Origin of the sequence: Acinetobacter silvestris (genome assembly GCF_002135235.1) — a bacterium.
In the GTDB taxonomy this organism is placed as follows: domain Bacteria; phylum Pseudomonadota; class Gammaproteobacteria; order Pseudomonadales; family Moraxellaceae; genus Acinetobacter; species Acinetobacter silvestris.
In genome coordinates, this window is the sequence record NZ_NEGB01000001.1 from 433,886 (window position 1) to 454,365 (window position 20,480).

The 20,480-nt window shown below is 39.4% G+C and carries 20 protein-coding genes; 6 read left to right on the forward strand and 14 right to left on the reverse strand.

Annotated features, from left to right (window positions below; translation table 11 throughout):
* Positions 1–222 precede the first annotated feature (222 nt).
* The 5 genes from rnr (at position 223) to B9T28_RS02100 (ending at position 6,132) form a co-directional block, all read left to right on the forward strand.
* On the forward strand, positions 223–2,670 hold the full coding sequence (gene rnr / locus B9T28_RS02080; protein ID WP_086202292.1) for a ribonuclease R: 2,448 nt from the start codon (positions 223–225) through the stop codon (positions 2,668–2,670).
* Positions 2,671–2,781: 111 nt separating this feature from the next.
* On the forward strand, positions 2,782–3,315 hold the full coding sequence (locus B9T28_RS02085) for a hypothetical protein (protein WP_143222589.1): 534 nt from the start codon (positions 2,782–2,784) through the stop codon (positions 3,313–3,315).
* A gap of 66 nt (positions 3,316–3,381) precedes the next feature.
* Complete coding sequence (locus B9T28_RS02090) at positions 3,382–5,436, forward strand: M3 family metallopeptidase (protein WP_171263437.1); 2,055 nt, start codon at positions 3,382–3,384, stop codon at positions 5,434–5,436.
* A gap of 42 nt (positions 5,437–5,478) precedes the next feature.
* Entirely contained in the window at positions 5,479–5,688 is a 210-nt protein-coding gene (locus tag B9T28_RS02095) for a YheV family putative zinc ribbon protein (RefSeq protein ID WP_171263438.1), read from the forward strand.
* A gap of 12 nt (positions 5,689–5,700) precedes the next feature.
* On the forward strand, positions 5,701–6,132 hold the full coding sequence (locus B9T28_RS02100; RefSeq protein WP_086202296.1) for a hypothetical protein: 432 nt from the start codon (positions 5,701–5,703) through the stop codon (positions 6,130–6,132).
* A 338-nt stretch (positions 6,133–6,470) separates the two neighbouring features.
* Here B9T28_RS02100 and B9T28_RS02105 read toward each other — a convergent pair whose 3' ends face one another.
* From B9T28_RS02105 to B9T28_RS02125, 5 genes are all read right to left on the reverse strand, one after another.
* Positions 6,471–8,663 (reverse strand): TRAP transporter large permease subunit, encoded by a 2,193-nt coding sequence (locus B9T28_RS02105; protein WP_086202297.1) that lies wholly within the window; start codon positions 8,661–8,663, stop codon positions 6,471–6,473.
* Between the two features lie 446 nt (positions 8,664–9,109).
* A complete protein-coding gene (gene rrtA / locus B9T28_RS02110; protein ID WP_086202298.1) occupies positions 9,110–9,691 on the reverse strand; it encodes a rhombosortase in 582 nt (193 codons plus the stop codon).
* A gap of 91 nt (positions 9,692–9,782) precedes the next feature.
* Entirely contained in the window at positions 9,783–10,856 is a 1,074-nt protein-coding gene (locus B9T28_RS02115) for a hypothetical protein (protein ID WP_086202299.1), read from the reverse strand.
* 542 nt (positions 10,857–11,398) lie between these two features.
* Positions 11,399–11,797: a hypothetical protein gene (locus tag B9T28_RS02120; protein ID WP_086202300.1), complete on the reverse strand. Its 399-nt coding sequence runs from the start codon at positions 11,795–11,797 to the stop codon at positions 11,399–11,401.
* Between the two features lies 1 nt (position 11,798).
* On the reverse strand, positions 11,799–12,056 hold the full coding sequence (locus tag B9T28_RS02125) for an FAD assembly factor SdhE (protein WP_086202301.1): 258 nt from the start codon (positions 12,054–12,056) through the stop codon (positions 11,799–11,801).
* A gap of 188 nt (positions 12,057–12,244) precedes the next feature.
* On the opposite strand from B9T28_RS02125, the gene B9T28_RS02130 reads away from it, so the two are divergent.
* Entirely contained in the window at positions 12,245–13,417 is a 1,173-nt protein-coding gene (locus tag B9T28_RS02130) for an acyl-CoA dehydrogenase family protein (protein ID WP_086202302.1), read from the forward strand.
* 35 nt (positions 13,418–13,452) lie between these two features.
* Here the strand turns inward: B9T28_RS02130 and B9T28_RS02135 are convergent, their stop codons facing one another.
* From B9T28_RS02135 to secY, 9 genes are all read right to left on the reverse strand, one after another.
* Positions 13,453–14,250 (reverse strand): alpha/beta fold hydrolase, encoded by a 798-nt coding sequence (locus B9T28_RS02135; protein ID WP_086202303.1) that lies wholly within the window; start codon positions 14,248–14,250, stop codon positions 13,453–13,455.
* A gap of 136 nt (positions 14,251–14,386) precedes the next feature.
* Complete coding sequence (locus B9T28_RS02140; protein ID WP_086202304.1) at positions 14,387–15,877, reverse strand: flavin-containing monooxygenase; 1,491 nt, start codon at positions 15,875–15,877, stop codon at positions 14,387–14,389.
* A 198-nt stretch (positions 15,878–16,075) separates the two neighbouring features.
* Positions 16,076–16,441: a 50S ribosomal protein L17 gene (rplQ, locus tag B9T28_RS02145; protein ID WP_004691290.1), complete on the reverse strand. Its 366-nt coding sequence runs from the start codon at positions 16,439–16,441 to the stop codon at positions 16,076–16,078.
* A gap of 18 nt (positions 16,442–16,459) precedes the next feature.
* Positions 16,460–17,467 carry a DNA-directed RNA polymerase subunit alpha gene (locus B9T28_RS02150; protein WP_086202305.1) on the reverse strand — a complete coding sequence of 336 codons (1,008 nt, stop codon included), beginning with the start codon at positions 17,465–17,467 and terminating at the stop codon, positions 16,460–16,462.
* A 17-nt stretch (positions 17,468–17,484) separates the two neighbouring features.
* The gene (rpsD, locus tag B9T28_RS02155) at positions 17,485–18,111 is read right to left on the reverse strand and encodes a 30S ribosomal protein S4 (RefSeq protein ID WP_086202306.1); all 627 of its coding nucleotides are present in this window, start codon (positions 18,109–18,111) and stop codon (positions 17,485–17,487) included.
* Positions 18,112–18,123: 12 nt separating this feature from the next.
* A complete protein-coding gene (rpsK, locus tag B9T28_RS02160; protein ID WP_004281491.1) occupies positions 18,124–18,510 on the reverse strand; it encodes a 30S ribosomal protein S11 in 387 nt (128 codons plus the stop codon).
* Positions 18,511–18,529: 19 nt separating this feature from the next.
* Entirely contained in the window at positions 18,530–18,886 is a 357-nt protein-coding gene (rpsM, locus tag B9T28_RS02165) for a 30S ribosomal protein S13 (protein ID WP_086202307.1), read from the reverse strand.
* 106 nt (positions 18,887–18,992) lie between these two features.
* A complete protein-coding gene (rpmJ, locus tag B9T28_RS02170) occupies positions 18,993–19,109 on the reverse strand; it encodes a 50S ribosomal protein L36 (RefSeq protein ID WP_000867907.1) in 117 nt (38 codons plus the stop codon).
* A 20-nt stretch (positions 19,110–19,129) separates the two neighbouring features.
* The gene (secY, locus tag B9T28_RS02175; protein WP_171263440.1) at positions 19,130–20,449 is read right to left on the reverse strand and encodes a preprotein translocase subunit SecY; all 1,320 of its coding nucleotides are present in this window, start codon (positions 20,447–20,449) and stop codon (positions 19,130–19,132) included.
* Positions 20,450–20,480 lie beyond the last annotated feature (31 nt).

Here is a 20,480-nt window from a genome sequence, read left to right on the forward strand (position 1 = left end):
CTTCAAGTCACATTTGCAAAAAATCTGCTTTTTTTAATCAATCATCTATTTTTTAAACGATTTTCGGCTTTTCTCAATGTTTTTGTACATAAAACTATGCTGCACGCCCCTGCTTAACTCTAAAATTCGAACAGAAAACACAATATTGCAATCATTTACGTGCAGTCTCACTCTGCATGACTTATGCTAAACATAATCTTCTGACATGAAGCCAAAGACATTATGAAAAATTGGATCGATCCTGAAGCCAAAGCGGAAGCTGAACGTTACGATAATCCTATTCCGAGTCGTACTCTTATTTTAGAGACGATCGAACAACAGAAAACACCACTCTCTCATACAGACTTGGTGGAACACTTTAATATTGCAGATGAAAGAAGTATAGAAGCACTCAGTCATCGTTTAAGTGCCATGGTCCGTGATGGTCAGCTGATGAAAGATGGATTCAAATTCCAGCTGATGGCAGACCAACCCACTGTAGATGCAACTGTATATGTCAACAACAAAGGTTTTGGTGTTGCCAGTTTAGATGGCAAAAAAGATGAAATGTTATTACCTGAACGTGAATTACGCCAAGTTTTTCATGGTGATCGCATTAAGGTCTGCCAAACTTCAGTGGATCGCAAAGGTAAAGCTTGGGGCTATATTAACGAGATTACACAACGTCGGGTCAAACAACTGATCGGTAAACTTGCAATTCATGACGGTGAATATTTTATTCAACCGAGTCATCCCAATGCACACCAACCGATTACTTTAGAAAAAGAACTGATCGAACATGCCAAAGCCAATATAGGCGATGCATTGCGTGTTGAAATTGATGACTATCCGACGCGTGAAGAGTTTGCGACAGGTCATATTATTCAATCCATGGCGGACAAAGCAGATACCGAAATCATTATTCCACAAACGATTTTGGAATTTGGCTTACCGTATGAATTCCCTGAAGAAGTGCTTAAAGAAGCAGAAAGTTTTAAAGAACCGAATGCAAAAGACCGTGAAGGTCGTATCGATCTGCGTGATTTAGCCCTCGTTACCATTGATGGCGAAGATGCACGTGACTTTGACGATGCTGTATATGCAGAAAAACGTGCCGGTGGTGGCTATCGTGTGGTCGTCGCTATTGCCGACGTTAGCCATTATGTTCGCGTTGGCAAACCTCTAGATGATGAGGCTCAAGAACGCGGTACATCAGTATACTTCCCGCACTTTGTATTACCCATGTTGCCAGAAGCATTATCTAATGGATTATGCTCTTTAAATCCGCATGTTGATCGTTTATGTATGGTCTGTGATTTGACCTTGTCTCGCGCAGGAAAAGTAACTGGATTCCAGTTCTATCCTTCCGTGATGCATTCAAAAGCGCGTCTAACCTATACACAAGTGGCGAACTATTTTGAGGGTGATAGTACCGCTATTCCTGAAGATCGCGATGTGCGTAAATCATTAAATACACTGTTCCAACTTTATCAAACCCTAAAAGGTTTACGTGCCGAACGCCATGCCATGGAATTCGAAACCGTTGAAACCTATATGACCTTTGATGAATTAGGTGGAATTAAAGAAATTTTGCCACGCACGCGTAATGAAGCACATAAATTAATTGAAGAATGCATGTTGTTGGCAAACGTTGCGGCTGCGGAATATTCATTAGAACATGAAATTCCAATGCTCTACCGTGTGCATGAGCCACCCGAATTTGCACGTATTCAAAAAGTGCGTGAATTTGTGAAATTACTCGGTTTGCCCTTCCCAGAACAGCCAACTCAACAAGATTATCAACGTGTGATTGCTGCGACCAAAGATCGTATTGATGCACCGAGTATTCATGCGGTATTGCTACGCTCAATGATGCAGGCCTATTACGGCGCAAATAATGCAGGCCATTTTGGTTTGGCTTATGAAGCCTATACCCACTTTACCTCACCAATTCGTCGTTACCCAGACTTGTTATTACATCGCGCAATTAAAGCGCATTTAAAACAAAAGCCTTATCCACTTTCTGGTGCTGCTTTAGACAATGCTGGTGAGCATTTTTCACAGACTGAACGTCGTGCAGATGAAGCTTCACGCTCTGTCACAACTTGGTTGAAATGCCACTATATGCAACAGCATTTAGGCGAAGAGTTTGTCGGTGTAATTAGTGCCACGGCTGAATTTGGCTTATTCGTGACCCTCAAAGATCTCTATGTTGATGGTATGGTTCACGTCAGCCAATTGGGTGATGATTATTTTGTTTATGATCAAGCCAGTCAAAGTTTAGTCGGCCAGAATCGTGGTCAGACTTTCAGTCTTGGCGATGAAGTGAAGATTAAAGTGGCTGCCGTTAACCTTGGCGATCGTAAGATTGACTTTGAATTGATTCAGCAGTTAACACATGCTGGTCGTGCAATTCGCAGTCGCGCACCACGTGTGGCGAAATCTACAGCTCAAGAAGAAGTTTTTTCACCATCTGCTCCTTCAAAAACTAGAGCGGATAAACCAGCATTATCGAATGCAAGTGACAGTGGCGAAAAACCTATTCGTAAAAAGAAAGCATCAGATAAACCGCGTTCTGCAACGAAGAAACCAAGTAAAAAAGCTTCTGCTAAATCTGAAACGAAAGTAAAAGATAAAGAGAAGAAAAAAATCAAAAAGAAAAAATCTAATGCGAAAGCTAAATTAGATTAAAAATTAAAGAGAGCTTCGGCTCTCTTTTTATTTATAATCCATAAAATATAATAATGTGTGCCCATGATTCAAATAACGAAATATTACTATCATAATTATCTAATACTGATCATGTTGATTTTAATAATCAGTGGAACGACTACTCTATTATTCAGTAATTTTTCGCCAACAAAAACCATCGAAATTTATACCTTATCAATCTCAGTCGTGCTTTATATAGGCATATTGCTCTATTTCATCCATTTAAATCAAAAACAACAATGGTTTATTCCGCATCATTGGAAAAATTTCCGTAAAAGACCAAAACTCTACTGCTTACTGATTCTTCCGGCAATTTTCATTTTTATCTTTTGGATGAATCTTTCTCACATCATCCCGATGACCTATACCGCCATGTTTGGTGAAAATCAGGTCGTCGTTCAGCAAGCAAACGTGACAAAAAGTTCTTTTAAAGGTGATACCCATTATTTTTTTCGGACATCGTATAGATACTTACCCATTTTCAACATCAAGCCCAAGGAATTTCAGCAGTATCAAAATCAGCAGATCACGTTACATCTCACCATTATACAAAGTTCAATGGGGACTATTGTTAAATCAATCGATCATGTTCAACTCAATTCAAAAACCACAAACAAAACATAATAAATCTGAATCTTAACTTGATTTCCTTTACCGCAAGCCCTACATCTATCTATAACTTAGAAAATCATTTGGCATATCGACATGACATTAGAAAAGGCAACCTTGCCTGTACCACAATTTGATCAAATCACTTTAGATACCTTAAAACAAAATATCGAAAATTCAATTCAAAATGGTCAGAACTTCTTAACCGAATTGGCTCAAGTGCCAGATAGCATCCAAGCACAACTGAATATTTTAGAAAAAATTGATACGCTTGAAAATAACATGAGTGAAGCATGGGGCATTTTGTCACATCTCAATGCGGTAATGAATAATCCAGAAACCCGTGAAGTATACCAATCACTTTTACCCACACTCAGTGAATACTACACCGCACTTGGTCAACATGTTCCCCTTTATCAAACCTATCAACATGTTTATGATGCCTCCCTCTTTGACACTTTACCCACTGCACAACAAAGTGCAATTAAACTGGCTTTACGCGACTTTAAACTTTCTGGGGTTGCATTAGAAGGTGAGGAAAAAACGCGTTATGCTGAAATTTCAGCACGCTTATCGCAACTTTCTTCTGACTTTTCCAATCATGTATTAGATGCGACTCAAGCTTTTAGTAAACCACTGAATGAAAATCAGCTCAAAGGTTTACCACAAAGCAGCGTTGAGCTATTAAAACAATATGGTCAACAACGAGAATTAGATCAAGCTGTTGCAACTCTAGATATTCCATCTTATTTAGCAATTATGACGTATGCCGATGATCGTGAACTGAGAGAAGAACTTTACAAAGAATATGTAACACGTGCTTCAGAACAATCTGCCTATCCAAGTTTTGACAATACACCAGTCATGGAAGAAATTCTTCGCTTACGTCAGGAAATGGCCAAGCTGTTAGGTTTTAATAATTACGCAGAATATTCGCTGGCCAGTAAAATGGCACCTGATGTTGAAACGGTGCATCAATTCTTGGTCGAACTTGCGGAACACGCCCGCGTCCCTGCATTAAACGAAATTGCTGAACTGAAACAAATTGCACAGCAAGATGGTATTGATGATTTAAAACCGTGGGATAGCACCTACTATTCTGAAAAGCTGAAACAACAGCAATTTAATCTGTCCCAAGAATCACTTAAGCCCTATTTCCCTGCGCAAAGAGTGATCCAAGGTCTATTCAATGTCGTCAATCGTTTATATGGCATTAATATCATTGAACGTGATGCCCCAGTATGGCACCCAGATGCACATTATTATGAACTCGAAGACCAAGGCACCGTCATTGGAGGATTCTATTTCGATTTGTATGCACGCAGTGGAAAACGCGGCGGCGCATGGATGAGTGGTTTCCGTTCTCGCATGCAAACTGAACATGGTTTACAAAAACCAATTTGCTACATGGTGGGTAACTTTACTCCCCCTGTTGGTGGGCAATCTGCGCTATTAACGCATGATGAAGTGAACACGCTTTTTCATGAGTTTGGACACGGCCTACACCATATGTTAACTGAAGTAGATAATATTTCGGTTGCAGGCACACACGGCGTGGCATGGGATGCTGTTGAACTACCAAGCCAATTTATGGAATTTTGGACTTGGGATAAAGACAGTCTAGATTGTTTAAGTGAACATATCGAAACCAAAGAAACTTTACCCAAAGAATTACTCAAAGCATTATTAGATGCACGCTTCTTCCAATCTGGTATGCAAACCCTGCGTCAAATCGAATTTGCCCTGTTCGATTTAACGATTCATAAACTTAGCCCTGCTTTAAATGCACAGCAAATCCAAGCAACTTTAGATGATATCCGCGATAAATTCGCGGTATTACCGACCGTCAGTTATAACCGTTTCCAAAATAGTTTTAGTCATATTTTCGCGGGTGGTTATGCAGCTGGTTACTATTCCTATAAATGGGCTGAAGTTTTAGCCAGTGATGCCTTTGATCGTTTCGAACAAGAAGGGGTTTTTAATACACACACCGGAAATGAGTTTAGACAGTTTATTCTAGCAGTTGGCGGAAAAGATACAGCACTTGATGCATTTATCAATTTCCGCGGACGCGAACCAAAAATAGATGCTTTGCTACGTCATCAAGGTTGGACGAAAGCCTCTAAAAACGCTTAAACTAGGCGCCATCATTATTTTTGAATGGTTAGTATAATGAATATTAAACGTCGCTTCATTGCCGGTGCAAAATGTCCAAAATGTGAAGCTGCAGATCGTATCGTTATGCTTTCCACTCAAACAGATGAATGGATTGAATGTATTGAATGTGGATATTCTGAAAATCGCCCTACACATGTAGATGCACCGGAAGAGCCAGCCACACCCGATGAAGTTGGGGTAATTCAATTTAAGCCTCGTCAAACAAAATAAATAGGTTCATCAATGCCATTTGATCATAGAGAAAACTCTAAATTAATCTGGATGATTGCTGGGGGACTTGTTGCAATTATCCTATTAGTCATTACTTATCTGTGGATGAGTAATACAACTGAACAAAAAACACAGTCCGTGCCAAATAAGGTACCAGCAGCTCAAGTGCAAAATTCAGCACCGCCTTTAGCACAATCTGCTGAACAAACCATATCTGAACCGAGTACGTCTACTTTGGTTGATGAGAAAATCTTAAAAGATGAAGTGCCTAAAAATGACACTGCAGCCAAAGAAGAAGTGGCAAAACTGGAAGATATTCAAAAGCAATTAGACGAACAAGAACAAACGCTCAAAGCACAACATACTGATGCGGATCAACTGATTAAATTGAAAGAAGAGCAAATCAAGCTTTTAGAGCAACAGCTGTCTCAAGCCCATAAATAAACACCTTTTAGCTAGAGCAATGGAGCCTTAACATCATGTTAGGGCTTTTTTTGTCTAAGACATACATTTGTTTCAGAGCATTTATACAGGAACAATAATAACGGTAAAATCTCCCTATTTTTATTGTCTTAGTCTGAGCACCCAATATCAGTTAAGTGCTGATATCCTCCCTCATAATTTGCCGCAATAGAACAAACATGCTTATATAGACTATGGGCGTTATTTATGTAGTTAAAAATATTTATTTTAATTTAAAACTTAACAGCATTATTTTCACGGATTCCTCATTATCCAGTTCATAAAAAAGCACCCGAAGGTGCTTTTTTAAATTTTCAATTTTATTTATTGGCGTACCAATCGAACATGTTCATAAAATAAGGTACGAAGGTGACCAATAACAATGAAGAGAACAACACGATAATCGGTAACAACCAACGTTCATAACGATAATAGAAATTGGTGTACTTGGCTTTCGCTTCAGCATCTGCCTCGGCGACCTCTTCATCTCCTACCGACAGTCGCGTCAGCAAGTGATTCAGTGCCACAGGTGGTGTCACATAACCAAATTCAAATGCAACCAGTACAATCATCCAGAAATGAATTGGATGAATACCATTCTCATAAGCTACGGGTGCAACGGTTGCAGCAACCAAAATCACCGCACCAAATGGATCGGTACACATGCCAATAATTGCAAGCAGTAATGCCATGAAACCAAGTGTAATCACGATACTGCCCAGATGAGTTGGAACCATCGTAACAATTTCACTACGCTCAATTAAGCCACCCATACTTGCAGACAAGGCCATTAACAAAATCAATGCACCAATGTGCCCGACACTTTCAGAGGTTGCAAAACGAATCGCACCACCAAAACCACGTTTATGATCTGCAGTATCACCATGCTCTTTTAAATAGGCTGACTCTTTTTCATGCTGTAAAGCCAACGTATTATTTTCAGGAATCGGTAAACGATCACCAAACATTTTGTCAAATAAGATAAAGCCTAATAGCATAATTGGTAAAATAACCGGCGCAGTAAATTCGTCCATTTGTGTATCAAGACCAAATTTATATAAGCCGACAATTGCAAAAACAATCGCGATATAGGGAATCACAGGAACAAATGCGCGCATCATCCCAGGTAATGCAACTTTCGGTGAATTAATACGGAATTTGTCTTCTGCAAGGAATAATGAAACCCCCAAGAAGATCAAAGCAGTTAACCAGAATACATAAATACCATGGTCAAATAATTCATCTGAAGTTACATGACGACTATCCAGCATTGAAATCAAAATCACCAATAGACATGGACGTAACACCACACCTAAAGAACCAGACATTGCCGATACTGCAAGTGCGTATTGACGGCGAGCACCTGAGTTCCAAACTTCTTTATAAATAATTGCACCCGCCGCGATTACGAAAATACCCGAAGCACCGGTATAGGCAGTTGGAATGGCCGCACCAATTAAGATTAACCAAGTTAAAGTTTCAGGTGCTAAATTCCATGGTCGCAGAACGGCAAGGAATAAATCCATTACACGTGTTTGGGTCAACAACATCCCGGCCCAAATAAATAGTGCAAGATTAAGGAAGATGCCTGAGAACTCAACCAATTGCCCCAAATAAATCCCTTGCCCCATTGGATAATCCATGAAGAAGGTAAATGCAATTCCTGTTAACACAGCCATAAACGCATATAACGGCGTGCTGAGTAAGGCTAAACCAATTTTCCCACCATCGGTGGCTGTGGCTGGAATTCTAAAAAATTGAAATATACTAATGATGGTTAAACTGATGAATAAAATCATCCATAACCAATACACAGCCAGCGTTTCAAAGGTAGAAACCACACCAGAGTTGAGTACAGATTGATATTGACTAATGACGGAGTAACTGAGTAAACCATTACCCAACACCATCATGAAACTATAAACACGGAAATCAAGTTTGGTCTTGGCTGGACGTAAACCAATATGGTGCATTTTTAGTGATGCAGTAATGGATGAAATCACCACCATCAATAATAAAATAATGACCTTGTTTTCAGTACCATGTTTGAAAATCCAAAAGAAACCCGTTTCGAAATTGCGATACGGACGAATCATCGTATGTTCATTGAGATAATTCATGGATTTTTCATAAAATGCATATTTTTCTTCACACTGTTGCTGTGCTGCCAAAATCGATTGACGGACATCAGCTTCAGAAGACGTTCCAAAAATATCTGAAAACTCATCTTTTGAATTGGCGTGCATTTGTTGCTGTACAAGTGCCTCAGTATTTGGATGGCGATCACAGCTTGGCTTCTCTGGTTCAGCCCTTAAAAAGGAATATTGCATTCCTATTTTTTCATTACCGTATAGGCTTTCCCCGATACGTAACAATTGGCCATGAATCATATCTCCTGTCCCAATAATCAGGGTCAGCAGTAGAAGAATAAGGATAGAAAAGGTTGAGAACCACTCATTCCAGAGATAACTGAGTAGACCTAATCCCGATCTTTTATTTACAGGTTCTTGCATTGTTATTCCAGTTTTTATATGTTGCCACCATACAAGATCTTGTACAGCTCATCTTTTATTTTGGTCTCGGGTAAAATCCATTACCCAATATCCATTCCTGATATTACATTTTGAATGTGACTTAAATTACAGAACATTGACATGACTATGTGCGATTTTTTTTCGACACTTTATGCCAACTTATTCAATATCATCAAAGTTTCAGATACTTACTCACAATTAGAATGAGAGTTTGTATGTGTAGTAAGATACCTTGATTTAGCCATGAATCAAATTAAAATACAGATTTTTATCACTTTTTATAGATTTTAAAGCATTCGATGTGATTTTTATAAAATAGACTGCAATGCTTTCTAAGACAATGGTGTGAATTAGCTCAAAGCACTTGATTTAGACTCACCTATTCCACCCTTCTTCTAGCTTTAAACTATATTCAAAAATTCTTTTTACTTGCTTGATGCTCTTTGAACATAACGTATCGAAAAATAAATGACTGCTACACATAAACCACCGATTGCACCCAAAAAATGGGCTTCAACAAGTATTGGACTGCCAATTAATTCAGCCGTTTGTAAGGAACCAAAGGTATTTTCCCAAATAATTTTTGCCAATACTAAACATAAAACAATGGTTGAGAATTTTCGTTCTTTTTTGAATTGTAAATAATACATCGCACAAGCCACATACAAGCCATGTAATACCCCAGAAAGTCCAGCATAAGCTTCAACATTTGGATAAAAATAATAAAAACAAAAGCTGATAAATAACGGTAAAATTAACAGCAAACCAATCAAATGCCGATTTTTAACTTGTGGAAAAATAAAAGGCAAACAGGCAAAAGCCAACATGTTTAAAAAATAATGTGTCCAGCCAACATGCACCCAATGTGCCGTCCACCAACGCCACGGTTCATTAAAAAAAGAAAATCGCCAATAAATAAAAAATTGATGAAATACCTGTAAACAAGCAGAAAAACTCATCGCAATCGCTAGAAATAGGATTCTTTTAATCAACGCTTTATCATTCATAAACTGTACTCATGAATTAAAAAAGAGAAATTATCTAAACGACAACTTCTCTTTTTATTCTTATTACATCGAAATACATACCTGATTCAGGTCATGAATGCGGTGCAGCATCAGCAGATTCCCCATCCGTTGCTGGAGCTTCAAAAAGCTCATCATCCCCTGCAGAAACTTGATCATCCCAGAATGTGGTCATGCCATCATCAGCAGCCCGTACTCCAGTATGTTCTGTCCAGTATCGATCCGCAACACCTTGAATCATTTGTCCAGCCATTGCATCAACTAAACGGAATTCAGGATTAACCGGCTTATCATCCTCTCTAGATGCTGCATATTTTCGTAGTGCATCACGAATCTTAACATCATCACCACTGGCTTGTGCAGCAACAGCATTCAATGCATGCGCTAAGCGAACACCTTTTTGCTCGCCAATCTGCATCGATTGTTGCAACGTAAGATATGGATCTGGCTTACCTGCATCTGCACCTGGCAATAATATCCAAACCACCGCACGTGTCGCCATTGGCGCACCCCAGTATTTATTATTATCTAGACATGCTAAACCACGCTCAACAATAGCAGCAATGTCTTTAGGTACATTGGCCTGACCACCCGAGTTAATATCATTGGTCATGGACTGTAGGCCACTCAACATCCCCAATAAATACACCGTCTGATCTATGTCTTTACGCATCGTTGGGCAAGAATCACCCAATTTGTATTTATATTTTGCCTGCCAACGCTCTGCAAATAATTGATAGCCTGTATATTGTCTTTCTGCTGCAAGACGTGCCCAACGCTTTTGTTCTACTCGTGCATCTTGTGCCTCTGAAACCTTACCTTCTTTCGATGCACGCATATAACGCAGTTCGGCATCTAAGGCACGATTTTCAGCACACATACCAGCAGCAGAATATAATAAAACAGCCATACGGGTGGGGTCTGCCCCCATATCTTTGGTTGCCATAATTGCAGGTGTTAAGGCATTACCCGAATTACACGCCATATCGACATCACCACCAGCTAAAATAGGTGGCACAATATGTTGTTCACTAAAACCTAAAGCGACATTTGCACCCGTTTTAACCACGTACGAACAACCGGATAAAATAGATGAAGCAACAACCGCTGTAACGAGCAATTGGCTAAATTTATGGACTTTAGACATACTTCCTGTCCTCTATATAATTGTGTTTATTCCCTTTTTGATTAAAATATCAGATGCACAATCCGAATTAAAGAGTATTTACTCTAATTTTAATTTTATAGTCTGTCATTTATCGTTTTATAAAAAATTGACCCAAATTGAGTTTAATGCAAATTTTAGGCAAAAAAAAGTAGCACTGCGACGGTTCTGCACATGCTACTTATTAAACGGTAAACTCCCAAAAGAGTTTATTTGTTTCGAGTTTTCTCAATCTGTTCCCTCAGCATAGTTCCTAGTCTTCCTACTACAATCGCTAAAACAATAGCGACCACTAGAAACCAATAGGTATGAATTTCGCTCATCTGAAATTCCTCATTCGCTGTTGGTCTGTTTAATGTACAGGTTTAATTGAAAATATGACCGTATAATTGTCGGACAAAAGAATACAAGTTAATTATTTCCATTAACCAGTTAGACAATTTAGATTAATTTACTTTATTAAAGTATAACTCATTGAATAATATTACTTTTAAAAATTAAAAAATCTTTCTATTGTTAGACAATTAAGTTAATTCAACCCGCATTTTTAAGCTTTTCCAAGATAATTGGCTTAATTGATCATACCAAATGATCATCGGTTTAAGATTTTTGGATTGAAAATAAATCACAATATAAATGTGATGATCAATCATTTTATCGATGTATACGGTTTGCTTCGCTTGTGATTTCTGAAAAGATATTGTCCATTCAGAATGATCGAGTTGTTCCAGTTGCTCAATCTGATCTCGCTGTATAAATACAAAATAAGCCACCACAGCAATAACCAAAGCACAGACTAAAACCATGCCTGTCACCACCTGATACAGACCAATCAAAATAATCATCAATAAAAAAAACTGAAACAAAACCGATAATCGGCTAGGTTTCAGCTTATAACATCGATGAATATCAGCTAAATCCATATTAACCATGCACATAATGTTTGAGTTTAACAATAAAATCTTTCAGTTCCGGACGTGGTGGCTCAGTCACTTCCATAAACCAGTCTAATAAATCTGGGTCTTCTTGTTCAATCAACTCAGCAAACATTGCTTTTTCAGCAGCATCTGCTTGTAAATAATGTTGTTTAACATAGGGATCAAAATATACATCTATTTCTTTTAAACCGCGACGTGCACGATAAATAACTTTACGTTCTTCTAAAGTGAGTTGTTCAAACATACCTTTAACCCCATTGATAAAAACTAAACTTAGTGTACCCGATAGGCTCAGTAGAATTAAACTAAATCCAATGAATGACCAAATTATTCATTTATTCTGGATAAATGAGCATTCATCTCATTGTACCTTTTCTGTACTTATCATAGTTTTAGCCTAACTCTATAACAATGCATATGGAAACAATAACAATGCAATCAGGCTTAGTTCGTCCATTACCGAATATGTTACCACGCACTTTATTTAATGCTGAACATGAAGCATTCCGTGAAACTGTGCGTAAATTTTATGAAAAAGAAGTGGTTCCAAATATTGCAAAATATGAAACACAACAACATGTAGACCGTGATTTATGGAATAAAGCCGGTGCAATGGGCTTACTCTGTGCGACCATGCCTGAAGAATATGGCGGTTATGGTGTAGATCGTCTTTACAGCATGATTTTAATTGAAGAACAAGCCTACGCCATGGACTCATCTACCGGTTTTTCTTTACATTCCGACATTGTTGCCAACTATGTCAACAACTTTGGTAATGAGGATCAAAAGAAAAAATGGTTACCTAAAATGGCATCAGGGGAGGTCATTACAGCAATCGCGATGACTGAGCCAGGTACAGGTTCAGACTTACAAGGTGTACGTACTACCGCTGTTCTAGAGGGTGATGATTACGTTATTAATGGCTCTAAAATTTTTATTACCAATGGTTATTTATGCGATATGGCCATTGTCGTGTGTAAAACGGGAAGTAATGAGAAAGGCTCTGCCAATTTATCACTGATTATGGTTGAAGCAGACCGTGTTGGTTTCTCTAAGGGTAAACCCTTGAATAAAATTGGGATGAAGGGACAAGATACCTGTGAATTGTTCTTTGATAACGTCCGTGTTCCTAAAGAAAATTTATTAGGTATGGAAGGCATGGGCTTTATCATGCTAATGAAAGAGCTCGCTTGGGAACGTATGTTGGTGGCCATTATTTGTCAGGCAGGCTCTGAAGCCGCTTTTGCCCATACGGTACAATACACTAAAGACCGTAAAGCTTTCGGCAAGCCAATTGGCACCTTCCAAAACTCACGCTTTAAATTGGCAGAATTACGCACAGAAATTGATTTTAGCCGTGCCTATTTAGACCGCTGCATGGAACTACAACTTGATGAGCAACTCGGTGTAGATGCTGCTGCGGCAGCAAAATATAAAATTTCCGATATGTTTTCAACTGTAGTTGATGAATGCCTACAGTTACATGGCGGTTATGGTTACATGCTTGAATACCCAATTGCACGTGCTTATATTGATAACCGTGCTAACCGAATTTATGCAGGAACCAATGAAATCATGAAAGAATTGATTTCACGCTCACTCTAAATTGCACAATTTAAATGGGGCTTTAGCCCCATTTTTTAATCTATTTTTTCTAAAAAATTTTGAATACTACGCAATACCGGTTCTGACTTTTCCTGATGTGGAAAATGCCCACATTCCTCAATTAAACACAACGTTGTTTCACCTTGAGCCAAATCAACAAAACGCTTCGGCTGTGCTAGGCTTGCATATTCATCAGCCACACCATGTATGACTAACAATGGGCAATGCACTTGAGTTAAATAAGCTTCCAAATCCCATGTTACAAATTCAGGTGATAGCCAAGTTTCAGTCCATGCATCCAAGACCCATTGTGTTTTATCACCATGATACTTCGCTAAGCGATTCAGAAACTTCTCATCTGCAAAAGCAACTTTGGCACGACGAATACCATCCAAAGTCAGCTCCTCAACCATAGATTGAGCCGATTCAGCAATCAAAGCTTTACACTGTAAAGGATATAAAGCTGCACAGATGGTCGCCATTCCGCCACCCACACTATGCCCCATCACCATAAAATCCTTTAAACCTAAAAACGGCAATAATGCAGGTAAAACATCCTTGGCTTCTTGTCTCACAAAGTCAAAATCCAGTGCTTCATGCCGAGCTGTAGATTTTCCAAACCCTAAGCGATCATACGCAATTACCTCTCGTTGTGTTGCGATTGCTAATTTTTCAGGAAAATTACGCCATAAATCTACACTACCTAATGACTCATGAAATAAAATGATAGGGGCTTTATTCATATCTATAGCTTGTTGAGATTTCCATTGTTTAATAAAAATCTGTCCCTGCTCTAACTGCAAAAAATTTTCATTTATTTCTAAGCGATCCAATGCCCTTCCTCCTTATTCTTTAGTTTATTTTTATCATAGATCTTCAAGTAAAAACGAAACCCTTCAGTCTGTATTTTATTTCTATATTCTCACCATTAAAAAAAGGAGCCGAAGCCCCTTTTAGAATAAATGAATGTTATGACACTAATTTCGGTTTACGCGAAGTATCTGATGACTGCTTGTGAAATTTCAGTACATCATCTTCAAACGAAGCATGCTTTAATTCTTTCCGGTCCGCCAAATAATTATTGGTCACTTTCCATGGTGCATGTTTACCTTGCTTAGGCATCACATCAATAGCACGAGCAATATAGCCCGAACTCAAACTTCCCATGACTGTGTCTTCTAACAACTCAGTGGCATCACCTTGTGGAATAACTACATCGTAGCCTTTTTTATCCATATAGTTAATTAAACGACAGATATAATCCGCAGCAATATCAACTTTCAACGTCCATGATGCATTAATATAACCAATAATCATGGCCATATTTGGTACATCACTCACCATAACACCCTGATACAACATATGTTTTGAGGTGTTTAAAGGCTTCCCATCGATGGTTGCTTTAATCCCACCCAGAATTTGAATTTCTAAGCCTGTAGCAGACACAATAATATCAGCATCTAAATGTTTTCCTGATTTAAGTTGAATACCTGTCTCAGTAAACTGCTCAATTTGATCCGTTTCAACACTCGCTTTACCTGAACGCAACGTTTTAAATAAATCACCATCAGGCACAACACATAAACGTTGATCCCAAGGATTATACGTTGGGGTAAAGTGCTTCATATCCACCTTACCTTTCAACTGCATCTCCATCGACTTTAATAACAATTTACGCAACAGCCTAGGCTGTTTTTGTGCAAGTGCATAAATACCTCGTTGCATGCCAATATTACGTGCCCGAGTCAATTTGTAAGCTACATCTTCCGGTAGGATTTTACGCATTTTGTCATAGACAAAATCGACCGATGGAATGGAAGCAATATACGTCGGTGAACGTTGTAGCATGGTGACATGTTCAGCACCGCCTTTTGCCATAGCCGGTACCAAGGTAATCGCAGTTGCACCACTACCAATAATCACCACTTTTTTACCCGCATAATCTAAATTTTCAGGCCAATGCTGAGGATGAATCATCTGCCCCTTAAATGCTTCTTGGTTTGGAAAATCGGGTTGGAACCCTTGATCATAGTTGTAATAACCAGTACAGCCTAAGACAAAATTGGCAATCCAAGTCTGCTGCTTTTGGTTGTTATCTTCAATTTGTACCACCCATTTACTAATGGAAGAATCATAATTTGCAGACAAAACTCGATGTTTAAAATGAATTTTTTGTTTAAGTTTAAATTCATCGACCACTTCCGATAAATAACCTTTAATGGATGCTCCATCAGCCAGCACATTAGATTTCTGCCACGGTTTAAAATTAAAACCAAAAGTTGACATATCTGAATCGGAACGAATACCCGGATATTTAAATAAATCCCAAGTACCACCAAAGCTTTCACGTCGCTCAATAATTTCAAACTGGCGTTGTGGGCAATTTTTTGTGAGATGTGCAGCTGTTCCTAAACCAGAAATACCCGCACCAACAATGAGAATATCAACTTGCTTTTCCATGTTCTTTTTATAACCTTTTCATAGTTTCATTTTTATTAAAGCATAATTCTGACAATACACAATGTCAAGTTTGTATTTTTCTGACAGAATTCATATCAAATCAGGACAGATGAGAAAAATTGTCTAACAATAGATGTAAAAAAGGCCGGTTAATTAACCGGCCTTTTTTAAGAATAACCAAAGTTATTCAGTAACGCATTATTTTACTTCGCGATCTACAAGCTCAACGTAAGCCATCGGTGCAGCATCACCTGCACGGAAGCCCGCTTTAAGCACACGTAGATAACCGCCGTTACGTTCTTTGTAACGAGGGCCAAGAACGGTAAATAATTTACCAACAGTTGCTGCTGAACGAGTACGAGCAAACGCCAAACGACGGTTTGCAACAGTATCGTTTTTAGCTAAAGTGATTAAAGGCTCAGCAACACGACGTAATTCTTTTGCTTTAGGCACAGTTGTTTTAATCAACTCATGCTCGAACAAAGAATTAGCCATGTTTTGGAACATCGCTTTACGATGACTGCTTGTACGGCCTAATTTCACACCACTATTACGATGACGCATGGTGATAGTCCTACTTAATTAACGGCTACGATAGGCAAAACGATCGTCCATACGTAAACTAGCTGGTGGCCAGTTTTCTAAACGCATGCCGAGTTGTAAGCCTTTTGAAGCCAGAACATCTTTGATTTCAGTTAACGATTTTTTACCTAAGTTAGGAGTTTTTAACAACTCTACTTCAGTACGTTGAACCAAATCACCGATGTAGTAAATATTTTCTGCTTTCAAACAGTTAGCAGAACGAACAGTTAGCTCTAGATCATCCACTGGACGAAGCAAGATTGGGTCAACCTCTTCACGAGGTTCCTGAGCAACAGGAGCTTGATCTTTCTGAAGATCAACAAAAATTGCAATTTGTTGTTGCAAAATTGTTGCCGCTTTGCGGATCGCTTCTTCTGGATCAACTGTACCGTTAGTCTCAAGATCAATGACCAATTTATCAAGATCCGTACGTTGTTCAACACGCGCATTTTCTACGGTGTAAGAAACACGTTGGATTGGACTATAAGAAGCATCTAACTGTAAACGACCTACAGGGCGAGTCTCGCCTTCTGGGAAACGTGAGTCAGAAGTTTCATAGCCACGGCCTTGACAAACTTTCAGGCGCATTTTTAATGAGCCTGAAGCACTCAATGTGCCGATCAAATGATCAGGGTTAACCACTTCAACATTATGCGGTAAACGAAGATCTGCGGCAGTTACATCACCAGGACCTTGTTTTTCCAATGTTAAATATGCTTCGTTCTGATCGAACAGCTTAATAGACAATCCTTTAAGGTTCAGCAAGAGCTCGACGATGTCCTGCTGCAAGCCTTCTAAAGTACTGTACTCGTGCTCGACACCTTCTATTTCAACTTCTACCACAGCTGCGCCAGGTAAAGAAGATAATAGAATGCGACGTAAAGCATTACCCAGAGTATGACCAAAGCCACGCTCTAACGGTTCCAGAATCACTTTTGCCGAGGTCCCGCTTGCCGCTTCGACCTTGATCGCTTGCGGAGTTAGAAACTCGTTTGCAGTACGCGTCATTATTGCTACCTCAAGGATTATTTAGAATACAATTCTACAATCAAGCTTTCGTTGATTTCAGCAGGTAAATCTGAACGATCTGGTGCAGCTTTGAACGTACCTTCTAATTTAGAATGGTCAATTTCCATCCAAGAAGGCGTTCCACGTTGAGTAGCTAATTCAATTGCGTTTTTAATACGTAATTGTTGTTTAGCACCTTCGTGAACTGCAATCACATCACCAGCTTTAACTTGAATTGACGCAATGTTAACACGACGACCATTCAAAGTAATACTGCGATGAGATACAAGCTGACGAGCTTCTGCACGTGTAGAACCAAAACCCATGCGATAAACAACGTTATCTAGGCGGCTTTCAAGCAATTTCAACAAGTTTTCACCTGTTGCGCCTTTAACACGAGCAGCTTCTTTATAGTAATTACTAAATTGACGCTCTAACACACCGTACATACGACGTACTTTTTGTTTTTCACGTAATTGTAGTGAGTACTCAGATTGTTTGCTACCACGAGCTCCACCGTGTTGGCCAGGAGCTTTAGCATGTTTTTTAGTCTTAACGTCAAACGGTTTAACGCCTGATTTAAGTTGCAGGTCTGTCCCTTCGCGGCGAGAGAGTTTGCATTTTGGACCAATATAACGAGCCATGAATGATTCTCCTTAGACGCGACGTTTTTTAGGTGGACGACAACCGTTGTGCGGGATAGGCGTCACATCGGTAATGCTGTTAATTTTATAACCCACTGCACCTAAAGCACGAACCGCAGATTCACGACCAGGACCAGGACCTTTTACAAGGACGTCCAAGTTTTTCAAACCGTAGTCTAAAGCAGCTTTACCAGCAACTTCAGCAGCTACCTGAGCAGCAAACGGAGTTGATTTACGTGATCCACGGAAGCCTTGTCCACCAGAGGTAGCCCAAGCCAGTGCATTACCTTGACGATCGGTAATAGTCACAATGGTGTTATTAAAAGAAGCGTGAATGTGTGCAACACCTTCAGAGACGGTACGAGTGACCTTCTTGCGTGCGCGAGTATCTTTAGCCATCTTTTAGCTTCCAGAAATCTTATTTCTTAATAGGTTTGCGCGGACCTTTACGGGTACGAGCGTTAGTTTTGGTGCGTTGTCCACGGACAGGCAAGCTGCGACGATGACGAAGACCGCGGTAGCAGCCTAAATCCATTAAACGTTTAATGTTCATGGAAATTTCGCGACGTAAATCACCTTCGGTCGGAACCTTAGCAATTTCTGTACGAATCGCATCAAGCTGAGCATCATCTAATTCACGGATCTTAGTAGTAGTAGCAATACCAACAGCAGCTAAGATGTTCTTAGCAGTATGGCGGCCAATACCAAAGATATACGTAAGAGAGATAACAGCATGCTTGTTATCCGGAATGTTTACACCGGCAATACGAGCCATTCATTTTCTCCAAAAAGGCAGCAAAGATAATCAACCGCCCCGCAAAAATCTTGAGGGGCGGATAATAACCTAATTTGCCTACTGAAATCAACAGGTCTAAATTAAATTAACCTTGACGCTGTTTATGACGAGGTTCTGCGCTGCAAATTACGCGAATAACCCCATTACGACGGATAACTTTACAGCTACCACAAATTTTCTTTACAGAAGCTTGAACTTTCATAATGAAACCTCTAAGTGCGCTTATCCCTTAGGATGAGCAGTCGTTTTTCTCATTAACGTTTGATCATCATACTGGTGAGAAGTAAGATGGGCTTGTAGCTGAGCCATAAAGTCCATCACAACGACAACCACAATTAGCAAAGAGGTACCACCCAAATGGAATGGAATACCAAAAGAACTCTGCAAAATCATTGGCATTAAGCAAATGATTGTAATGTAGATTGCACCAATAAACGTCAAACGATTAAGAATATGATCTAAGTAACGAGCAGTTTGCTCACCTGGGCGAATACCAGGTACATAAGCTCCGCTGCGTTTCAAGTTTTCTGCTACTTCTTTCGGACTAAATACTAGTGCCGTATAAAAATAACAGAAAAAGATAATTAACGCACCGAAGAGCACCAAATACAAAGGTTGTCCAGGCGATAACACTAATGCCAAATCTTGTAGCGAACGCTTCACGATTCCTGCATTTGGATCAGCACTACCTAACCATTGACCTAAACTAGCAGGGAACAACAATAACGAACTTGCGAAAATTGCTGGAATTACCCCTGCCATATTAATTTTCAATGGCAAATGTGTTTGCTGTGCAGTAAATACGCGACGCCCTTGCTGCTTTTGAGCATAGTTTACAGGTATACGACGTTGAGCTTTCTCAATAAAAATAATAGCCGCAAGAACCGCCAAAGAGAGTAAACCAAAAACAGCTAAACCGATTAAGCTTGACTGACCATTTTCAACTGAAGAAAATGATTGGATCACTAAGTTTGGAAGCCCTGCCACAATCCCTGCAAAAATGATCATAGAGATACCATTACCAACACCACGTTCGGTAATTTGTTCCCCTAACCACATTAAGAACATGGTACCTGCAACTAACGAAGTTAGCGCTGGAATATAAAATGCAAGACCTGAAGTCAAAGTAATTCCTTGACTAATCAGCCCTGCACACATTCCGATACCTTGCACCAATGCAAGTAATAGTGTGCCATAACGCGTATATTGATTAATCTTACGCTTACCCTGCTCGCCCTCTTTCTTTAATGCTTCCAGCGAAGGAACAACAGTCGACATCAGCTGCACAATAATTGATGCAGAAATGTACGGCATAATTCCTAACGCCAGAATAGACATTCGCTCCAATGCCCCGCCCGAGAACATATTAAACAAACCTAAAAAAGTACCTTCATTAGCTTTGAAAAAATGTGCTAGAGCGACATTATCGATACCTGGTAGAGGAATATGCGTTCCTAGTCGAAAGACCACTAATGCGCCAACTAAGAACATTAATCGACGAATGATTTCACGGTATTTCACATGAAATGGTTGGCCTTTCATCATGTTAACATGACCTGTAGAACTAGGAGAC

Coding starts and splice junctions, on each gene's coding strand:
- B9T28_RS02120 (WP_086202300.1), bottom strand. CDS start 11,797: ATGGATTTAGCTGATATTCATCGATGTTATAAGCTGAAACCTAGCCGA.
- rpsM (WP_086202307.1), bottom strand. CDS start 18,886: ATGGCTCGTATTGCCGGTGTAAACATTCCGGATAACAAGCATGCTGTT.
- rpsK (WP_004281491.1), bottom strand. CDS start 18,510: ATGGCTAAAGATACTCGCGCACGCAAGAAGGTCACTCGTACCGTCTCT.
- B9T28_RS02130 (WP_086202302.1), top strand. CDS start 12,245: ATGCAATCAGGCTTAGTTCGTCCATTACCGAATATGTTACCACGCACT.
- B9T28_RS02085 (WP_143222589.1), top strand. CDS start 2,782: ATGTTGATTTTAATAATCAGTGGAACGACTACTCTATTATTCAGTAAT.
- B9T28_RS02105 (WP_086202297.1), bottom strand. CDS start 8,663: ATGCAAGAACCTGTAAATAAAAGATCGGGATTAGGTCTACTCAGTTAT.
- rplQ (WP_004691290.1), bottom strand. CDS start 16,441: ATGCGTCATCGTAATAGTGGTGTGAAATTAGGCCGTACAAGCAGTCAT.
- secY (WP_171263440.1), bottom strand. CDS start 20,449: ATGAAAGGCCAACCATTTCATGTGAAATACCGTGAAATCATTCGTCGA.
- rpsD (WP_086202306.1), bottom strand. CDS start 18,111: ATGGCTCGTTATATTGGTCCAAAATGCAAACTCTCTCGCCGCGAAGGG.
- B9T28_RS02100 (WP_086202296.1), top strand. CDS start 5,701: ATGCCATTTGATCATAGAGAAAACTCTAAATTAATCTGGATGATTGCT.
- rpmJ (WP_000867907.1), bottom strand. CDS start 19,109: ATGAAAGTTCAAGCTTCTGTAAAGAAAATTTGTGGTAGCTGTAAAGTT.
- rrtA (WP_086202298.1), bottom strand. CDS start 9,691: ATGAATGATAAAGCGTTGATTAAAAGAATCCTATTTCTAGCGATTGCG.
- B9T28_RS02115 (WP_086202299.1), bottom strand. CDS start 10,856: ATGTCTAAAGTCCATAAATTTAGCCAATTGCTCGTTACAGCGGTTGTT.
- rnr (WP_086202292.1), top strand. CDS start 223: ATGAAAAATTGGATCGATCCTGAAGCCAAAGCGGAAGCTGAACGTTAC.
- B9T28_RS02150 (WP_086202305.1), bottom strand. CDS start 17,467: ATGACGCGTACTGCAAACGAGTTTCTAACTCCGCAAGCGATCAAGGTC.
- B9T28_RS02140 (WP_086202304.1), bottom strand. CDS start 15,877: ATGGAAAAGCAAGTTGATATTCTCATTGTTGGTGCGGGTATTTCTGGT.
- B9T28_RS02125 (WP_086202301.1), bottom strand. CDS start 12,056: ATGTTTGAACAACTCACTTTAGAAGAACGTAAAGTTATTTATCGTGCA.